This window comes from Pseudomonas sp. CHM02, assembly GCF_000612585.1.
Taxonomy (GTDB): Bacteria; Pseudomonadota; Gammaproteobacteria; order Pseudomonadales; family Pseudomonadaceae; genus Aquipseudomonas.
Genome location: NZ_JFCA01000015.1, coordinates 97,401 through 113,466, shown reverse-complemented (window position 1 = coordinate 113,466; position 16,066 = coordinate 97,401). Strand labels below are relative to the sequence as shown.

General features: G+C 61.4%; 13 protein-coding genes. 7 read left to right on the top strand and 6 right to left on the bottom strand.

Features of this window, described 5'->3' with window-relative positions; genetic code table 11:
- Window positions 1-66: 66 nt before the first annotated feature.
- Together BM70_RS0110580 and BM70_RS0110575 are read left to right on the top strand one after the other, a co-directional pair.
- Complete coding sequence (locus BM70_RS0110580; RefSeq protein WP_025855991.1) at window positions 67-1,941, top strand: SurA N-terminal domain-containing protein; 1,875 nt, start codon at window positions 67-69, stop codon at window positions 1,939-1,941.
- 159 nt (window positions 1,942-2,100) lie between these two features.
- Complete coding sequence (locus tag BM70_RS0110575) at window positions 2,101-2,889, top strand: DUF2242 domain-containing protein (protein WP_025855990.1); 789 nt, start codon at window positions 2,101-2,103, stop codon at window positions 2,887-2,889.
- A gap of 432 nt (window positions 2,890-3,321) precedes the next feature.
- Here the strand turns inward: BM70_RS0110575 and BM70_RS0110565 are convergent, their stop codons facing one another.
- Entirely contained in the window at window positions 3,322-4,350 is a 1,029-nt protein-coding gene (locus tag BM70_RS0110565; RefSeq protein WP_025855989.1) for an AraC family transcriptional regulator, read from the bottom strand.
- Window positions 4,347-5,477, bottom strand: coding sequence for a carbon-nitrogen hydrolase family protein (locus BM70_RS0110560; protein WP_025855988.1), 1,131 nt, complete (start codon window positions 5,475-5,477; stop codon window positions 4,347-4,349). Before BM70_RS0110560 ends, BM70_RS0110565 begins: the two co-directional genes overlap by 4 nt.
- A gap of 211 nt (window positions 5,478-5,688) precedes the next feature.
- Here BM70_RS0110560 and BM70_RS0110555 point away from each other — a divergent pair, with 211 nt between their 5' ends.
- Together BM70_RS0110555 and BM70_RS0110550 are read left to right on the top strand one after the other, a co-directional pair.
- Window positions 5,689-7,728 (top strand): NADPH-dependent 2,4-dienoyl-CoA reductase, encoded by a 2,040-nt coding sequence (locus BM70_RS0110555; RefSeq protein ID WP_025855987.1) that lies wholly within the window; start codon window positions 5,689-5,691, stop codon window positions 7,726-7,728.
- Between the two features lie 57 nt (window positions 7,729-7,785).
- Window positions 7,786-8,673, top strand: a complete 888-nt coding sequence (locus tag BM70_RS0110550; RefSeq protein ID WP_025855986.1) for a 1-aminocyclopropane-1-carboxylate deaminase/D-cysteine desulfhydrase — start codon at window positions 7,786-7,788, stop codon at window positions 8,671-8,673.
- 37 nt (window positions 8,674-8,710) lie between these two features.
- Here the strand turns inward: BM70_RS0110550 and BM70_RS0110545 are convergent, their stop codons facing one another.
- Window positions 8,711-9,271 carry a cytochrome b gene (locus BM70_RS0110545; RefSeq protein WP_025855985.1) on the bottom strand — a complete coding sequence of 187 codons (561 nt, stop codon included), beginning with the start codon at window positions 9,269-9,271 and terminating at the stop codon, window positions 8,711-8,713.
- Between the two features lie 438 nt (window positions 9,272-9,709).
- Between BM70_RS0110545 and BM70_RS31840 the strand changes: the two genes are divergently transcribed.
- Window positions 9,710-10,663 carry a hypothetical protein gene (locus BM70_RS31840; protein WP_155952147.1) on the top strand — a complete coding sequence of 318 codons (954 nt, stop codon included), beginning with the start codon at window positions 9,710-9,712 and terminating at the stop codon, window positions 10,661-10,663.
- Window positions 10,664-10,727: 64 nt separating this feature from the next.
- Here BM70_RS31840 and phnX read toward each other — a convergent pair whose 3' ends face one another.
- Together phnX and BM70_RS0110530 are read right to left on the bottom strand one after the other, a co-directional pair.
- A complete protein-coding gene (phnX, locus tag BM70_RS0110535) occupies window positions 10,728-11,555 on the bottom strand; it encodes a phosphonoacetaldehyde hydrolase (RefSeq protein WP_025855983.1) in 828 nt (275 codons plus the stop codon).
- A gap of 63 nt (window positions 11,556-11,618) precedes the next feature.
- Window positions 11,619-12,722 carry a 2-aminoethylphosphonate--pyruvate transaminase gene (locus tag BM70_RS0110530; protein ID WP_025855982.1) on the bottom strand — a complete coding sequence of 368 codons (1,104 nt, stop codon included), beginning with the start codon at window positions 12,720-12,722 and terminating at the stop codon, window positions 11,619-11,621.
- A 111-nt stretch (window positions 12,723-12,833) separates the two neighbouring features.
- Here BM70_RS0110530 and BM70_RS0110525 point away from each other — a divergent pair, with 111 nt between their 5' ends.
- Together BM70_RS0110525 and BM70_RS0110520 are read left to right on the top strand one after the other, a co-directional pair.
- Window positions 12,834-13,691 (top strand): LysR substrate-binding domain-containing protein, encoded by an 858-nt coding sequence (locus BM70_RS0110525; RefSeq protein ID WP_025855981.1) that lies wholly within the window; start codon window positions 12,834-12,836, stop codon window positions 13,689-13,691.
- Window positions 13,692-13,790: 99 nt separating this feature from the next.
- Window positions 13,791-14,498 (top strand): YebC/PmpR family DNA-binding transcriptional regulator, encoded by a 708-nt coding sequence (locus BM70_RS0110520; protein ID WP_025855980.1) that lies wholly within the window; start codon window positions 13,791-13,793, stop codon window positions 14,496-14,498.
- 240 nt (window positions 14,499-14,738) lie between these two features.
- Here BM70_RS0110520 and BM70_RS0110515 read toward each other — a convergent pair whose 3' ends face one another.
- Window positions 14,739-16,037 carry a protein kinase gene (locus BM70_RS0110515; protein ID WP_043274206.1) on the bottom strand — a complete coding sequence of 433 codons (1,299 nt, stop codon included), beginning with the start codon at window positions 16,035-16,037 and terminating at the stop codon, window positions 14,739-14,741.
- Window positions 16,038-16,066: the final 29 nt, after the last annotated feature.

The window sequence follows — 16,066 nt, the reverse complement described above, 5'->3', positions numbered from 1 at the left end:
CTATCCGGACTCTACCCACGCTCCACGGTTGCCTATTTTTGAAGTTCAACCGTTTCTGGGGGACGCATGCTGCAAAATATCAGGGACAATTCACAAGGCTGGATTGCCAAGACCATTATCGGGATCATCGTCGCATTGATGGCGTTCACCGGTATCGAAGCCATTTTCCAGGCTTCGGGTAACAGTAAGCAGGACGTGGCCAAGGTCAACGGTGAAGAAATCACCCAGACCGAATTGAGCCAGGCCGTCGACATGCAACGTCGCCAGTTGATGCAACAGCTGGGCAAGGATTTCGATGCCTCCCTGCTGGACGAAAAACTGCTGCGCGAAGCGGCCCTCAAGGGCCTGATCGATCGCAAGCTGCTGCTGCAAGGCGCCGCCGATTCCAAGTTTGGCTTCTCTGAAGCTGCGCTGGACCAGGTGATCCTGCAGACGCCGGAATTCCAGGTGGACGGCAAGTTCAGCGCCGAACGCTTTGACCAGGTGATCCGTCAGCTGGGCTACAGCCGTATGCAATTCCGTCAGATGCTGACCCAGGAAATGCTGATCGGCCAGGTTCGCGCAGGTATCGCTGGCAGCGGTTTCGTCACCGACGCCGAAGTGCTGGCATTCGCCCGCCTGGAAAAACAGACCCGCGACTTCGCCACCGTCAACATCAAGGCCAACCCTGCCGCGGTGAAACTCACCGACGATGAGGTCAAGGCTTACTACGACCAGCACGCCAAAGAGTTCATGACCCCTGATCAAGTGGTCATCGACTACCTGGAGCTGAAGAAGTCTTCCTTCTTCGACCAGGTTGCCGTGAAGGACGAAGAACTGCAGGCTGCCTATCAGAAAGAAACCGCCAACCTCGCTGAACAGCGTCGTGCGGCGCACATCCTGATTGAAGTCAACGACAAGGTCACCGACGCGCAAGCCAAGGCCAAGATCGAAGAAATCCAGGCACGCCTGGCCAAGGGTGAGAAGTTCGAAGCCCTGGCCAAGGAGTTCTCCCAGGATCCCGGTTCGGCCAACAGTGGTGGCGACCTGGGCTTCGCCGGCCCTGGCGTCTACGACCCGGACTTCGAAGCCGCCTTGTATGCGTTGAACAAGGACCAGGTCTCGGCGCCGGTACGCAGCACCTTCGGTTGGCACCTGATCAAGCTGTTGGGCGTTGAAGCACCGCAAGTGCCGACGTTTGCCAGCCTGAAAGACAAGCTGACCAAAGAGCTCAAGACCCAGCAGGTCGAGCAGCGTTTTGTCGAAGCGACCAAGCAATTGGAAGATGCGGCATTCGAAGCCTCCGACCTGGCCCAGCCAGCGTCCGACCTGAAGCTGACCGTGCACACCTCCGCGCCGTTTGGCCGTGAAGGTGGCGAAGGTGTTGCGGCCAACCGTGCCGTGGTCACCGCTGCGTTCAGCCCGGAAGTGCTGGATGAGGGCGCCAATAGCACCGCCATCGAGCTGGACCCGGAAACCATCATCGTGCTGCGTGCCAAAGAGCACCTGAAGCCTTCGCAACTGCCGCTGGAAAGCGTTGCAGCGGCGATTCGCACGCAGATGGCCAAGGAGCGCGCCAGCGCGGCAGCCAAGGCTCACGCTGACGAGTTGATCGCCAGCCTGCGCGATGGCAAGACCCCGTTGAACCAGGCGGTCGACGGCCAGGCATGGAAGGTCACTGAAGCGGCTACCCGTAGCCAGGAAACGATTGACCCGGCCGTGCTGCAAGCCCTGTTCCGCATGCCCAAGCCTGCGGCCAAGGACAAGCCGACCTTCACCACGGTGACCCTGGCTGACGGTAGCCTGGTGATCGTGCGCTTGAACGGCGTCAACGAAGCCGCTGCCCCAACGGACGAAGAAAAGGCGCAATACCGCCGCTTCCTCGCCTCCCGTGTGGGTCAGCAAGACTTCGCGGCCTACCGCAAGCAGCTGGAAACCAAGGCTGACATCAAGAAGTACTGATGTCGGTTTGAACAAGAAGCCCCCGGCCTGAAAAGACCGGGGGCTTTTTCGTGTGGGCACCGCTGTGTAGGCTTGTGACGTTTTACCGACAGGAATGCGCGCGCCAAGGCCTCTTTCTGTTGCACAATACCGCCCAGACCGTTTTCCTCAGGATTTTCAATGTCGACATCATTTCACTTGCGTAGCCTCGGGCTGGCGCTTGTGTTGGCGGGCGCCGCGGGCTGCTCGTCACCCAAGACCGCTATTTACGAACATGAGAATTTCGACGACTCCGGTACGTTTTCCCGGGATTACCCGGTGACCGATGTCGCGGCGTGCGAAGCCGCGCGGCGCGCCCTGCTGAGCCAGGGCTACATCATCACCAGCAGCGATCCGAAACTGGTCGTGGGCAACAAGAGCTTCCAGCAGACCGGCGAGACCCACCTGCAGATCAGCTTCAACGTGGTGTGTGCCGATGATGGCAAAGGCACCAACCATTCGACGATGTTCGCCAACGCCCTGCAGGATCGCTACGCGCTGAAGAAGGTCAACAACTCCGCAAGCCTGGGGGTTGGGGTGCTGGGTTCGGTGTCGATGCCGATCGGCTCTACCGATGATTCGATGGTGAAGGTGGCAAGCGAGACCGTTTCGGCGCCGAAGTTCTACGAGCGTTACTTTGCGCTGGTGGATGTGTTCTTGCCGCAGGAAGTGAGGAAGGCCGAGCATATTCCCGAGCAGCCGAAGGCCGAACTGGGCGTGCCGGAACCTAAAGCCGCACCGGTTGCCGAGAAGGTCGAGCCGCCGAAGGAAGAGCCTGCCGTTGCGCAGCCGGCCGTTTCCGAACCTGTCACACCACCTGCCGAGGCTGCGCCGATTGCGCCGCAGGCAGAGCCGGCACCGCCAACCAGCAACCCGGACCTGCCACCGCCGACAGAAGCGATTCCGCCCCTGCCGACGCCTGCGCAGTGACTCAGTCCGCTACGGGGTCGCCTTGTCGACGCTGATCCCTTAGCGGCTGGTCGCTTCCCCGACGTTCTCACACGTCTTCCTCCCCCAAGGCTTTCAACGGCGATGACGGTTGTTCAGTTATTGATGAGTCGGCCGACCATCGCTTCGCCGGCAAGCCGGCTCCTGCAGGTTGTGGGGAGCGCGCGCGGGGTGTGCTAAATCCTGGCAACGCTGCTACGTTTAATCCTTGAGTGCAGGAACGTCATCGCGCAGACATTTTTTCGTCATGACGGCACTTTAGGCTGGCTGTGCAGGTCATTTATCAGCAGCCGCTTTTAACGCCAACAAGGAGTCCACCATGGACGATTACCAGGAAGAACTGCTCGAGTACCACGCGATTGAGTTGGACCCGCTGGAACCGGCAGACGATGCAACAGAGCTGTAAGACCGACTTCAGGCGGAATGCCGCTGACTGCGGCGAAATTCCCCTGGGGTCTGGTTGTTCCATCGCCTGAAGGCCCTTTGAAAGGCTTGGGCCGAGGCAAAACCGAGCAAGTAGGCGATCTCGCCGAACGCCAGTTCCGTGTCGCGAATGTAAGTCATGGCCAGGTCGCGGCGGGTATCGTTGAGAATCGCGCGGAACTGAGTGCCTTCTTCGGCCAGTTTGCGGCGCAGCGTCCAGGTTGGCAGCTTCAGGCGTGCCGCCACTTCTTCCAGGTCGGGTTCCCGGCCGCCATTGAGCATCGGCCCCAGCAAGCGGGTAATGCGCTCGCGCAGGCTGCGGGTGCGGGTGAGCTGCTCCAACTCCCTTTCACACAGTTGCAAGAGCCATTGCCAGGTGCTCGGGCAGTGCTGCGGATTGCGCAGGGCCAGGGTTTGCTGGTTGAGGCGCAGTTGATTGGCGTCCGCACCGAAGTGAATGTCTCCAAGCGCTTCGTAGTCTTCGCTGTAGTCCGGCGCTTCAAATTCGATTTCGATGCGCTGCGCTTGCACCGGTTGCTGGGCCAGGCTTGACAGTTGATGCAGCCAGCCGGCGATGATCGAGTCCACCACAAAGCGGTTGTAGGCGTTATAGGGGCTGATGGAATAGAAACGCAGCCAGGCGCCTTCGGCATCCTCGACGAAGCTCGACTGCCCGCGATAATTGGAGCCATAAAGCGCTTCGAAGCGGGTCAGCGTGCGCGCCGCCTCGCGTACGTTAGGGGCCTGGGCGGCGGTGACGCCAGCCAGCCCGGCCTGGCTCAAGCGGCTGAGCTGGCCCATGCGCAGGCCCAGGCCCGGGTCGCCGGTGAGTTGGATGGCGGCGTGGCCCAGGCGCATGTAGCGCGGGATCGACAAGCGTGCCCCCGCCTCGGCGAGGCGCGCCGGGTCGAGTCCGTATTGCAGCAGCAGCGGTTGCGGGTCCAGGCCGTGGCTGTGGATGGCATCGGCCAGGGTGTGCACGAAGCCCACCGAGAGGTCCCCCAGCCGTACCGGTTTCACAGCCAGATATTCAACAGGCGCGCGCCACGGGCTTCACCATCGGCGCTGACTTGCCCATTGCTGCTGAGGAAGCTATGCCCGGCTGTGCCCAGGTCCCAGAACTGCCCACGCAGGAACACGCTCATGCCCGCGCTGGCCTGGCTGACGGGTGGCTGGCTGATCAGCGTGAGGCGGCGCCAGGCTTCGCCCTCGCTGAGCTCTTCGGGCTTGAGGCTGATTTCGCTCGGAGTAGAGACGCTTTTGAAACCGCGCCAAGGGCGGTCCCAGGTATCACGACCGAGCACAAAGGCCGGCACCGCGATCAACTGCGCGCCTTGTTCATTGAGTTTGCGGTAGTTGTCCGGGTACCAGCTGTCGCTGCCGACCAGCACACCCAGGCGCCCGGCCGGGGTGTCGACCACGCTGACGACGTTTTCATCACCGGGCTGGATAAAGCCGCGTTCATCGTAGATCGGGTAAAGCTGGCGCTGCGGCTGGCCCATGGGCAAACCGTCGGCGCTGAACACCAGGCTGGCGTTGTACAGCGCGCCGTGGCCGACCTGCAGTTGCCCCTGGCTGACGCTCGGGTTGGGCAGGGTGATGGAGCCGGCCACCAGCGTGACGCCGAACTCCTTGGCCAGGCCGCCAAATAACACTTGGTAATCCCGCGCCATGCCGGAGGCCTTCATGCGCAGGTAGGCGTCGTCGGTGCGGTTGTCGCCCGTGGCGCTGATCCAGGCGCGGGCGAACAGCAGCGGGTTGCTCACCGACAGCCAGTTCATCGCATCCTTGACGTGGAGCGCCTGGTACACCTCGTTCTTTTCGCCGGTGAGCATCAGCCAGGTGCCGATATGTTCGGGCAGCACCACGATGGTCTTGTCGTTGATCAGCCCCTGGTCGCGGGCTTTTTGCAGGTAGGCCGCGAGCTTCAGGTGCAGGCGTTCCAGGCTCTGATAGTCGGCGGGAAACAGCTCTGGCTGGATGCCCAGCAAGTTGCCACGGTCGGCAGGCAGGCCTTCGTTGACGGCGAGGGTGATGCGCAGGTCCGACAGGTAATGCGCCACGGGGCGCTCCTGGGTCCAGACCAGATACGCGGCGACGGCGGCAACCAGGGCCATGGTGACGGTAAAAGCTAGGAGTTTACGCATGGGGGAACAGACAACAGACCGTGTGCAGGGTTCGCGACTAGGGTAGGGCCCATGGGCGGGCTTGCCAAGGGGCGCTGTGCATTTGGATCAATAAGTTGTCAGTTTCAGTCATTGAGCCGTCGTCCACTGCCTCTTAGTCTGTGGGACATAAACCGATGGCACGCCGTTCGAGCGTGTCACGTCCCGTGATGATCCGTTGTGGAGCTTGACCATGACCGCTGTTGCCTACCCGCACCTGCTGGCCCCGTTGGACCTGGGTTTTACCACCTTGCGCAACCGTACCCTGATGGGGTCGATGCACACCGGCCTGGAAGAAAAGCCCGGTGGTTTCGAGCGCATGGCGGCTTACTTTGCCGAGCGTGCCCGTGGCGGCGTTGGCTTGATGGTGACCGGTGGTATTGGTCCGAATGATGAAGGCGGCGTGTATTCCGGCGCGGCCAAGCTGACCACCGAAGCCGAAGCGCAGAAGCACAAGATCGTGACCCAGGCCGTGCACGAGGCGGGCGGCAAGATCTGCATGCAGATTCTTCATGCCGGCCGTTATGCCTACAGCCCCAAGCAAGTCGCACCCAGCGCGATCCAGGCGCCGATCAACCCGTTCAAGCCCAAGGAGCTGGACGAAGAGGGCATCGAAAAGCAGATCCAGGATTTCGTCACCTGCTCGTTGCTGGCCCAGGTCGCCGAGTATGACGGCGTGGAAATCATGGGGTCCGAAGGCTACTTCATTAACCAATTCCTCGCGGCCCACACCAACCATCGCACCGACCGTTGGGGTGGCAGTTACGAAAACCGCATGCGCTTGGCAGTGGAAATCGTGCGCCGCGTGCGTGAAGCCGTGGGCCCGAATTTCATTATTATCTTCCGCCTGTCGATGCTCGACCTGGTGGAAGGTGGCAGCACCTGGGAAGAAATCGTGCAGTTGGCCAAGGCGATCGAAGGCGCCGGTGCGACCCTCATCAACACTGGGATCGGCTGGCACGAAGCCCGCATCCCGACCATCGCCACCAAGGTGCCACGTGGCGCGTTCAGCAAAGTCACCGCCAAGTTGCGCGGTGCAGTGCAGATTCCGCTGATCACCACCAACCGTATCAACACGCCGGAAATCGCCGAGCAGATTCTTGCCGAGGGCGATGCCGATATGGTGTCCATGGCGCGCCCCTTCCTGGCCGACCCTGAGTTCGTCAACAAGGCCGCCGCCGGCCGCGCCGATGAAATCAACACCTGCATTGGCTGCAACCAGGCGTGCCTGGACCACACCTTTGGCGGCAAGCTGACCACCTGCCTGGTCAACCCACGGGCGTGCTACGAGACGGAGCTCAACTACCTGCCGGTCAAGCAGATCAAGAAGGTTGCCGTGGTCGGTGCGGGCCCTGCCGGTCTGGCGGCGGCGACGGTGGCGGCTGAGCGCGGCCATCAGGTGACGTTGTTCGACTCCGCCAGCGAAATCGGTGGGCAGTTCAACATTGCCAAGCGTGTGCCGGGCAAAGAGGAGTTTTTCGAAACCCTGCGCTACTTCAAGCGCAAGCTGCAGACCACCCACGTGGAGCTGTGCCTCAATACCCGTGTGGACGTGGCGCAACTGGCGGCGGGTGGCTATGACGAGATCATCCTGGCGACCGGCATCGCGCCGCGCACCCCGGCGATCCCGGGGATCGACAACGCCAAGGTATTGAGCTACCTGGACGTGATCCTTGAGCGCAAGCCGGTGGGCAAGCGCGTCGCTGTGATCGGCGCGGGGGGTATCGGTTTCGACGTCTCGGAATTCCTTGTGCATCAGGGCGTATCCACCAGCCTCGACCGCGAAGCGTTCTGGAAAGAGTGGGGCATCGACACCCACCTGCAAGCCCGTGGCGGTGTTGCCGGGATCAAGCCTCAACCCCATGCGCCGGCGCGGGAAGTGTTCCTGCTGCAACGCAAGACTTCCAAGGTCGGCGACGGCCTGGGCAAGACCACCGGCTGGATCCACCGTACTGGCTTGAAGAACAAGCGCGTGCAGATGCTCAACAGCGTCGAGTATCTGAAGATCGACGATGAAGGCCTGCACATCCGCATTGGCGCCGAGGGTGAGCCTCAGGTGCTGGCGGTGGACAACATCATCATCTGCGCCGGTCAGGACCCATTGCGAGAATTGCAGGACGGCCTGGTCGCGGCTGGCCAGAACGTGCACCTGATCGGCGGCGCCGATGTGGCGGCCGAACTGGATGCCAAGCGCGCCATCAACCAAGGCTCGCGTCTGGCTGCAGAGCTGTAAGCCCCCGCACGGGGCGGTGTTAGACTACCGCCCCGTTTTTCATGCAGATCCTTCCCGATGGGTCCCTTCGATTGGCTTCCCCACGCTCCGCTTGAACCCTTGCAGCTGGACTGGCTGAAAGGCGTCGAGTTGGCCGTACTGCGCCTGGATCGCATCGACCCGCTGATCAGTGGCAACAAGTGGTTCAAGCTCAGCGGGCACTTGGCGCAGGCGCACACCGCTCGCGGCATCATCAGCCTGGGCGGTGCTTACTCCAACCATCTGCACGCGTTGGCGGCGGCGGGGAAACGCTTCGGTTTCCCCACTGTCGGCTTGGTGCGCGGCGACCCTCAAGATAACGCCACCCTCCACGACCTGAAAGCCTTCGGTATGCAGCTGCATTGGTTGGGGTATGGCGGCTATCGTGCGCGACATGAGCCGGGCTTTTGGCAACCTTGGCGCGAGCGGTATCCCCATCTCCATCCCGTGCCCGAAGGCGGTGGTGGGCTAGCCGGTGCAATAGGTTGTGGTGTGCTGGTCGAGCAGGCTCGCGCGCAGTTGCATGCACTGGGCTGGGCTGATTACGACGCCTGGTGGCTGGCGGCGGGCACCGGCACCACAGTGGCGGGGTTGGTGCTGGCAGAGGCGGGGGCACACCCGGTGTACGGCGCCATGGCCGTGCCGGATGACCATGGTGTGGCGCAGAACGTCGAGGCTATCGTGCAGGGCGGCTATAAGTTGCTGGATGCCAGCCGGGGTGGTTTTGCCAAGGTTGATCCGTTGCTGCTCGAGTTTATCGAAGCAACCGAACAGGCGTGCGGGTTGCCCTTGGAGCCGCTCTACACCGGCAAGGCGTTACTGGCCTTGAAGGTACAGATCGAAGCCGGGCGCTTTGCCCCCGGCACTCGCCTGATCTTTATCCACACCGGTGGGCTGCAAGGCCGCCGAGGCCTTCTGTCGGCGTGAGGGGAACGTCGAGTTCTTGCTCGCGCCTGCAGTGGTGTCAGTCAGCAGAGCGGGGTCTGCCTGGCATCATGCGCAACGCGGTGTTGTCCCGAAGAATGTAATGGTGGGCAATCCCCGCCAGCGCATGCAGCCCGATCAGCCAATAACCGACCTTGCCGAACCACACATGCCAGCCTTCGATCTGCTTGGCCAATGCCTTGTCCTCACCGATCAGCGGCGGCAACTCCATGCCATAGAACATCACCGAATGCCCCTCGGCACTGACAATCAGCCAACCGGCAATCGGCATGCCGATCATCAGTGCGTATAGCGCGACGTGCATCAGGGTTGCCAGCAGGCTTTGCCATTGCGGCGGGGCGGGGACGATCTTCGGTGCCACTCCCAGGCTGCGCGCGAACAGGCGCAGCCATACCAGTACAAACACGGTGAGGCCAAACATGAAGTGCATCTCGACGATCAACGTTCGCGCACCGCTGCCTTTGGGAAACTGGCCGCGTAGCTCAATGCAGGCATAGACCACCGCCAGCAGCACCACCATCAACCAGTGCAACGCGATCGACATAGTGCTGTAGCGCGTATCGGAGTTTTTCCACGGCATCGCTGGGTTCCTCACTCATCAGGGCGAACCTCCGTTCTTTGGCGACGGAGTGATTTAACTGTATGCCGGTTTCAGCGCAATTGCCCGGCGTCGGGGCCATTGTCGTGGTCTTTTATCCACCGCGGTAAACGTTGCCCGTTGAGGGGGGCTGTCATTTTGCCTTGACGGAATGTCTGGATTCGGTGACGGCTTTGCGCTTGAGTATCACGGTTTATATATTTTATTTGTTGTCAAAAAGTTTGATGAAGTTTCTGTCTTTTCATGGGGCTGTCAAATAAGCCTGGTGACGAACGGCATAATGTCTCCGCAGAGGTGTTTTCGGTTTTTTATTGACGTACTTTGTTTTAGTTGTGCGGTTGTTATGCCTTAGGGCTCGCTGGCAGGATTTGCCGGGTCACCGTGTCAGGTGATACCCATCTATTGAGTAAGGAAAGTTATATGGTCAATGGTTATTTGTCAGGTTCTAATACTGTTCGCTGTTCATCGGTTTGTCTTGAACCCCTTGGCGTGACCCGCTCGACAATGCAACCAGCAGCGGTCCCTGACAACTCCAGGCAGGGTGTTGGACACACGGTGAGTGCCGCGTCGTCGAGTCCCTTGTTGAGCGCCTCTGCGTTCTCCAGAAGCGAACTGGCGACCTTGCTGCTGGGCCTGTCTTCACTCCTTCAGGTGCTTAAGCGATTGGTCGGCTACGCAGAGGTCGTCAATGAAAAAGCAGACGCTTCGAATACGCGGCGACCTGAGACGCCTGTTACGCCTGTTCATGAAGTTGAAGCGGTGACACCGCAGTTTCCTCATCTCTCATCTATGAAAGTTGGTGAGCGGCCGAAAAACGTATGGCTCGAGTTCAATCGGAATAACAGGAAGACCGACAACGAATCTTCAATAAAGGCGGCCATGATGAAATATGGTCAAAATCCCCGAGGTATTTATTCGTCTATTAAGAATAGCGAGGCAGGCTATCAAGTTGTCATGCGTGATGGGTTCAAGTTGACACTGTCTGCGCATGAGATCGACCGGGCACAAAAAAGATCAAAGATCTGGTCCCCCAAAGACCAGGACCCGGAAATGGCCAAGGACATCAACTTCATGAATGCCGCCAGTATCAAGCGTGTACAACTCGAAAGGGGCCATGAAAGCTTTGATCAGGCGCTGGATTTCGTTGAGGAAGGAAAGGACGTTGGCAATGGTTTCAAACGCTTGGGTTTAGAGGCTTATGCTCGGCGCACCAACTGGCAGGCGTTGTATGAGTCTCGCGGGACGGGTGTGGTGATGGGGGCCTCTTCGGGGGTGCAGTTTGGGCACGGCGGCTCCGTGGATTGCTGCAGCAGACCAACCTATGTCGTAGACGGGAGAAACGCCGTCGATATCCCAGCGATACAACTGATCTGACAGGCGCCAGGCCTCACCTCGCTGACCGAGGTGAGGGCTTGATGCAGGTCGACATTCAACGGGATCAGTTGCCTTGGGGCATTTCGCCTTTGGCCAGGCGCCGGTTGATGTCGGCAATGACCGCCGGCAGTTCGTTGATAGTGTCGATCATGTAGTGCGGGCGCGAGCCTTCGAACATCTTCTCGACGCGTTTGCGCTCACCGTCGAGGGTGCTGCTGTCCAGTGCTCGGAACTGCTCATGCGTCAGGCCCAAGGCATTGCCCGAACAGGTCAGGGCCACCGTCCACATCCCGGCTCGGCGACCTTCGAGGATGCCGGGCACGGTATCGTCAACCTTCACGCACGCAGCCACGTCATCGATGCTCAGCGCGATCACGTTGGCCAGCGCCTGGGCTGGCCATGGGCGACCGTTGGGTACTTCGTCCGTGGCCACCACGTGGTCGGCGATGTAGCCGTTGGTGGCGGCCAGGGCGACCACTTTGTCCATCACTTGCTTGGGGTAGCCGGAGCAGGAGCCGATCTTGATGCCTTGCACGCGCAGTCGGGCGATGGTGTCGAGGGCGCCGGGAATCAGGGCCGAGTGTTCGGCGATCTTCTCGATCTGCAACGGCATGAAGCGCTGATAGATAGCGGTCACGTCATCGTCGGTGGGCGTGCGGCCGAAGGCCTTGCGGTAGCGTTCGGCAACCTGTGGTTGGTCGCAGAGGGTGCGGATATGGTCCCACTTGCCCATGCCCATCGGGCCACGGGCTTCGTCGATGGAGACTTGCACGTCGAACTCGGCGAACGCCTCGACAAAGATCTGCGTGGGAGCAAACGAGCCGAAGTCGACCACGGTGCCGGCCCAATCGAGAATAACGGCCTGGAGGGTGTTGGGGTTTTGATAGTTCATGGTGACGAATCCTGTGGGGCAAATGGGGCTGTAGGTGCCGGCAGCCCGGCTCCTGAATGGGGGTCAAATCTCGAGCACTTCCATTTCCTGCAGCACCTCGGCGATCGCCTTGACCGCTGCTCGCATCCCCGCCGCGTCGACATGGCCGATGCAACCCACGCGGAACGTCTCCACCTGGGTCAGTTTGCCGGGATACAAAATGAAACCCTTGGCCTTGACCCGTTCGTAGAAGTCCTTGAACCGGTAGCGCGGGTCTTGTGGTGCATGGAAGGTCACGATGATCGGCGCCTGGATGTCGACCGGCAGGAAGCTGCGCAGACCCAGTTCGGCCATGCCGTCGAGCAGCGCCTGGCAGTTGCTGGCGTAGCGTTCATGCCGCGCGGGCAGACCGCCTTCTTCCTGGTACTGCAGCAGCGCTTCATGCAGGGCGGCGACCACATGGGTCGGCGGCGTGAAGCGCCATTGGCCGGTCCTGGTCATGTAGCTGTGCTGGTCGAACAGGTCCATCGCCAAGGAGTGGCAGTTGCCCTGGGCGGCGGCCAGCGCCTGTCTGTCGGCGAAGACGAAGCCCATGCCCGGCACGCCTTCCAGGCATTTGCCGGAGGCGGCGATCAGTGCGTCGAATGGCACTTCGCGGGCGTCGATCGGTAGCGCGCCGAAGGAGCTCATGGCGTCGATGATCAGGCGTTTGCCGTGGGTCTTGACGACTTGGGCGATTGCCGGGAGTGGGTTGAGAATGCCAGTGCTGGTTTCGCAGTGGATCAATGCGACGTGGGTGATCGCCGGGTCGGCGTGCAGCAGGCGATCGACATCGGTGGCGGTGGTGGGTTCGTCTTCGGCGGTTTCAAACGTGCTGAAATCGCGGCCGAGCACTTCGCAGATCCTGGCCAGGCGCTTGCCGTAGGCGCCGTTGATCAGCACCAGCACCTTGCCGTCACGCGGGACCAGGGTGCCAATGGCGGCTTCGACGGCGAAGGTGCCGCTGCCTTGTAACGGCACGCAGTGGTGGCTGCCGGCGCCGTCGATGATCGCCAGCAATTGCTCGCACACGCTGGCGGTGAGCTGGTTGAAACGGTCGTCCCAGGAACCCCAGTCCACCAGCATCGCCTGGCGGGTGCGGGCAGAGGTGGTCAGCGGGCCGGGGGTGAGCAGGAGCGGCGCGGTCATTTCAAATCCTCGTAAAGCCGTCGATTCACACTACGGCGCCTAAATTGCAGTTTGGCTTGTCATCAATCAAATTGTTTGTTGTTATGCAAGCTATCAGCGAGGCCGATAGCTATGAATCTGTTCCAACTGCGTGCATTCGATGCCGTGGCCCGCGAGGGCAGTTTTACCCGTGCCGCGGCGCGGCTGTTTATCAGCCAGCCGGCGGTGACCGGGCACATCAAGGCCCTTGAAGAGCATTACCAGACCCCATTGCTGCGCCGTACCGCACGGCGTGTCGAACTGACCGAGGAGGGCACACGCCTAGCGGCGATCACGCGGGCGATCTTCGGCCTGGTCGATGAAGCCCAGACGATGCTGGAGGCCAACCGTCAATTGCTCACCGGACGCCTGGAAGTGGCGGCCGACGGACCGCACCTTGTGATGCCGATGATCGCCAGCCTGCGGGCACGCTACCCCGGGGTCACCGTCAACCTGCGCCTGGGCAATGCCCAGGAAACCCTGGCGGCGCTGTTGTCCGAGCATGCGGACGTGGCGGTACTCACCGAAGTGGAACCGCGCAATGGCTTGCACCTGCAGCCGTTGAACGAGTCGCGGATCTGCGCGTTGGTGCCCAGGGGCCATCCCTGGGCCCGGCAGCCCGAGGGCATTCGCCTGGCGCAACTGCACGAGGTGATCATGGTGTTGCGTGAGCCCAACTCCATTACCCGGCGCACCTTTGATGACGCCTGCCTGGCCGCCGGTGTGCAGCCCAATGTATTGCTGGAGCTGGACAGTCGCGAGGCGGTGACCGAGGCCGTCGCCGCCGAGTTGGGGGTTGGCGTGGTGTCGTCCATGGAGGTCAGCCCGGACCCACGGGTGCAGGCGGTCGGCTTGCTAGGCGACGGGCTGGTCAACCGGCACATGCTCGGCTGCATGGAGAGGCGCCGCTCATTGCGCCTGATTCAGGCGTTTTTCGAGTTGGCACCCTGACGGTTTTTTGGTGGAACGTTGCGTTTTTGCCCTATAAACTCTGCCCCCAAAGCGCCGGCCAGTAGACGTCTCGGCGCGATGGATAGAAGAGAGTGAGTCATGGGCGCACAGTGGAAAGTCAAACATAAAGAAGCGGCAGCCAATGCCAAGGGCAAGATCTTCGGCAAGCTGGTGAAAGAAATCACCATCGCTGCCCGCAACGGTGCCGACACCGCGACCAACGCTCACCTGCGTCTGGTGGTGGAGCAGGCCAAAAAGGCCTCGATGCCCAAGGAAACCCTGGACCGCGCCATCAAGAAAGGTGCCGGTCTGCTCGGCGAAACCGTGCAATACCACCGCGTGACCTATGAAGGGTTCGCCCCGCACCAGGTGCCGTTGATCGTCGAGTGCGTGACCGACAACATCAACCGTACCGTGGCGGAAATCCGCGTGGCCTTCCGCAAGGGCCAATTGGGTGCTTCGGGCTCCGTAGCTTGGGATTTCAACCACGTAGGCCTGATCGAAGCCTCGCCGGACAGCCCGGACGCCGATCCGGAAATGGCCGCCATTGAAGCGGGCGCCCAGGATTTCGAAGACGGCGAAGAAGAGGGCTCCACCCTGTTCATCACCGAGATCACCGACCTCGACGCCGTACAGAAAGCCTTGCCGGAGCAGGGTTTCACCGTACTGTCGGCCAAGCTGGGCTATATCTCGAAGAACCCGGTGAGCGGTTTGAGCGATGAGCAAATGGCGGAAGTCGAAGCCTTCCTCGAAGGCCTGGACAACCATGATGACGTGCAGGATATGTTCGTCGGTCTGGCGGGCTAAAACACGGTAAACATGTGGGAGCAGGCTTGCCGTGGTGGGCGGGCTTGCTGTGATGAGCAGGCCTGCTGTGGTGGCCGGGCTTGTTGTGATGAGCAGGCCTGCTGTAGTGAGCAGGCTTGCTGTGATGAGCAAGCTTGTTGTGGTGAGCAGGCTTGCCCTGCGCTGGGCTGCGAAGCGGCCCCACTGGATCCTCAGTGAAGCCGTCGGGGGAACCAGCCCCCTCACCGCTCCCACATTGGTTTAGTGGTGGATAGAACCCAGCAAGGTTTCGATTTCGTCGAACCCCGGCCGCGCCAACACATCGGGCTGACAGCAGCTTTTTTGCAGCGCGACCAGTCCATCACTCGCCTGGTCCTCAACCCGCTCCAACAACTCCCCCAGCAACACCCCGAACGCCCGCACTTCAATCCGCTGCAACGCCCTGGTTTCCACCGTGTCCGCCATGGCATGGAACGACGCCGCGCCAAAGTCCCCCAACAGGCAGTCTCCCGCTTCATTCCACAGGATATTGTGGCCGTACAGGTCGCCATGGGTGATGCCGTGCCGGTGCAGGTGCGCGCCCACCGACGCGATCCCGCGTGCAATGCGCAGTGCCACTTCCAGACTGAAGCGAGCGCCCGTTTCATAGATGTCGCGGGTACACGAAGCCAGGCTCGGCAGGGCCGCGAGGTTGCGGTAGCTCGGGTCGATCAGGTCCATCACCAGCGCAGCCTGGTTGTCAGGGTGGCCGACGACGCGGCCCTCTACCTTGATCAGGTTGGGGTGCCGTCCAGCGGCAATGCAGGCCTGCATTTCGTGCAGCGGTGAGCCGTCGCTGGTGATGCTGCCTTTATAGAGCTTGACGGCGACAGGATTGCCTGACGGTTTCCACAGCGCTTTGCGGATCACGCCGGAAGCGCCTTCGCCGAGGACTTCGGCCAGTTCCAGCTCGGACCAGGGAATGTCAGGTGTGGCGTCGTCGCCCGCCACATTCACGGCCATTTCCACCGGGTTGCCGGCATAGGCCAGCCACGTCAGGCTGGGCAGTGCCAGCAGCCACTCCGGCAAGCGGGTGAAGCGGTTGGAGGCGATGCGGAGCAATTCGAGGTTATGGCAGTTGGCCAGGCTTTGCGGCAGTTGCGCCAGTTGGTTGCCGGCCAGCATCAGCTTCTGCAGCAGTGGCCTTTCGCCCAATTCGCTCGGTAATTGGCTGATGCGGTTATCGGTCAGGATCAGCCAGCGCAACAGCGGCGGCAGGGCGGCGGCGGGCACATGGCTGATCTGGTTGGCCTTGAAGCCGATCATGCTCAGCTTGGTGCACTGGCCCAGGCTGGCCGGCAGTTCGGTAAACACGTTGTCCGAGCAGAACAGCACGCGCAGGTGCGGCAGGCGGTGCAAGTCGTCCGGCAGGCTGCGCAGGGCGTTGCCACTGAGGTTGAGGATCTCCAGGGAGTCGGCCAGTTCGAAGATTTCCCGCGGGAATTCGGTCAGCCCGCAGGACAGGTCCAGGCGCGTGATGCCGGCCAATTGGCCGGCCTTGAGTTGGGCGAGGGTATTCATGAACGGCGCGGTCACTCGGCTAGAAGGCG

Coding starts and splice junctions, on each gene's coding strand:
- BM70_RS0110555 (WP_025855987.1), top strand. CDS start 5,689: ATGACCGCTGTTGCCTACCCGCACCTGCTGGCCCCGTTGGACCTGGGT.
- BM70_RS0110560 (WP_025855988.1), bottom strand. CDS start 5,477: ATGCGTAAACTCCTAGCTTTTACCGTCACCATGGCCCTGGTTGCCGCC.
- BM70_RS0110550 (WP_025855986.1), top strand. CDS start 7,786: ATGGGTCCCTTCGATTGGCTTCCCCACGCTCCGCTTGAACCCTTGCAG.
- BM70_RS31840 (WP_155952147.1), top strand. CDS start 9,710: ATGGTCAATGGTTATTTGTCAGGTTCTAATACTGTTCGCTGTTCATCG.
- BM70_RS0110545 (WP_025855985.1), bottom strand. CDS start 9,271: ATGCCGTGGAAAAACTCCGATACGCGCTACAGCACTATGTCGATCGCG.
- BM70_RS0110520 (WP_025855980.1), top strand. CDS start 13,791: ATGGGCGCACAGTGGAAAGTCAAACATAAAGAAGCGGCAGCCAATGCC.
- BM70_RS0110580 (WP_025855991.1), top strand. CDS start 67: ATGCTGCAAAATATCAGGGACAATTCACAAGGCTGGATTGCCAAGACC.
- phnX (WP_025855983.1), bottom strand. CDS start 11,555: ATGAACTATCAAAACCCCAACACCCTCCAGGCCGTTATTCTCGATTGG.
- BM70_RS0110530 (WP_025855982.1), bottom strand. CDS start 12,722: ATGACCGCGCCGCTCCTGCTCACCCCCGGCCCGCTGACCACCTCTGCC.
- BM70_RS0110515 (WP_043274206.1), bottom strand. CDS start 16,037: ATGAATACCCTCGCCCAACTCAAGGCCGGCCAATTGGCCGGCATCACG.
- BM70_RS0110525 (WP_025855981.1), top strand. CDS start 12,834: ATGAATCTGTTCCAACTGCGTGCATTCGATGCCGTGGCCCGCGAGGGC.
- BM70_RS0110575 (WP_025855990.1), top strand. CDS start 2,101: ATGTCGACATCATTTCACTTGCGTAGCCTCGGGCTGGCGCTTGTGTTG.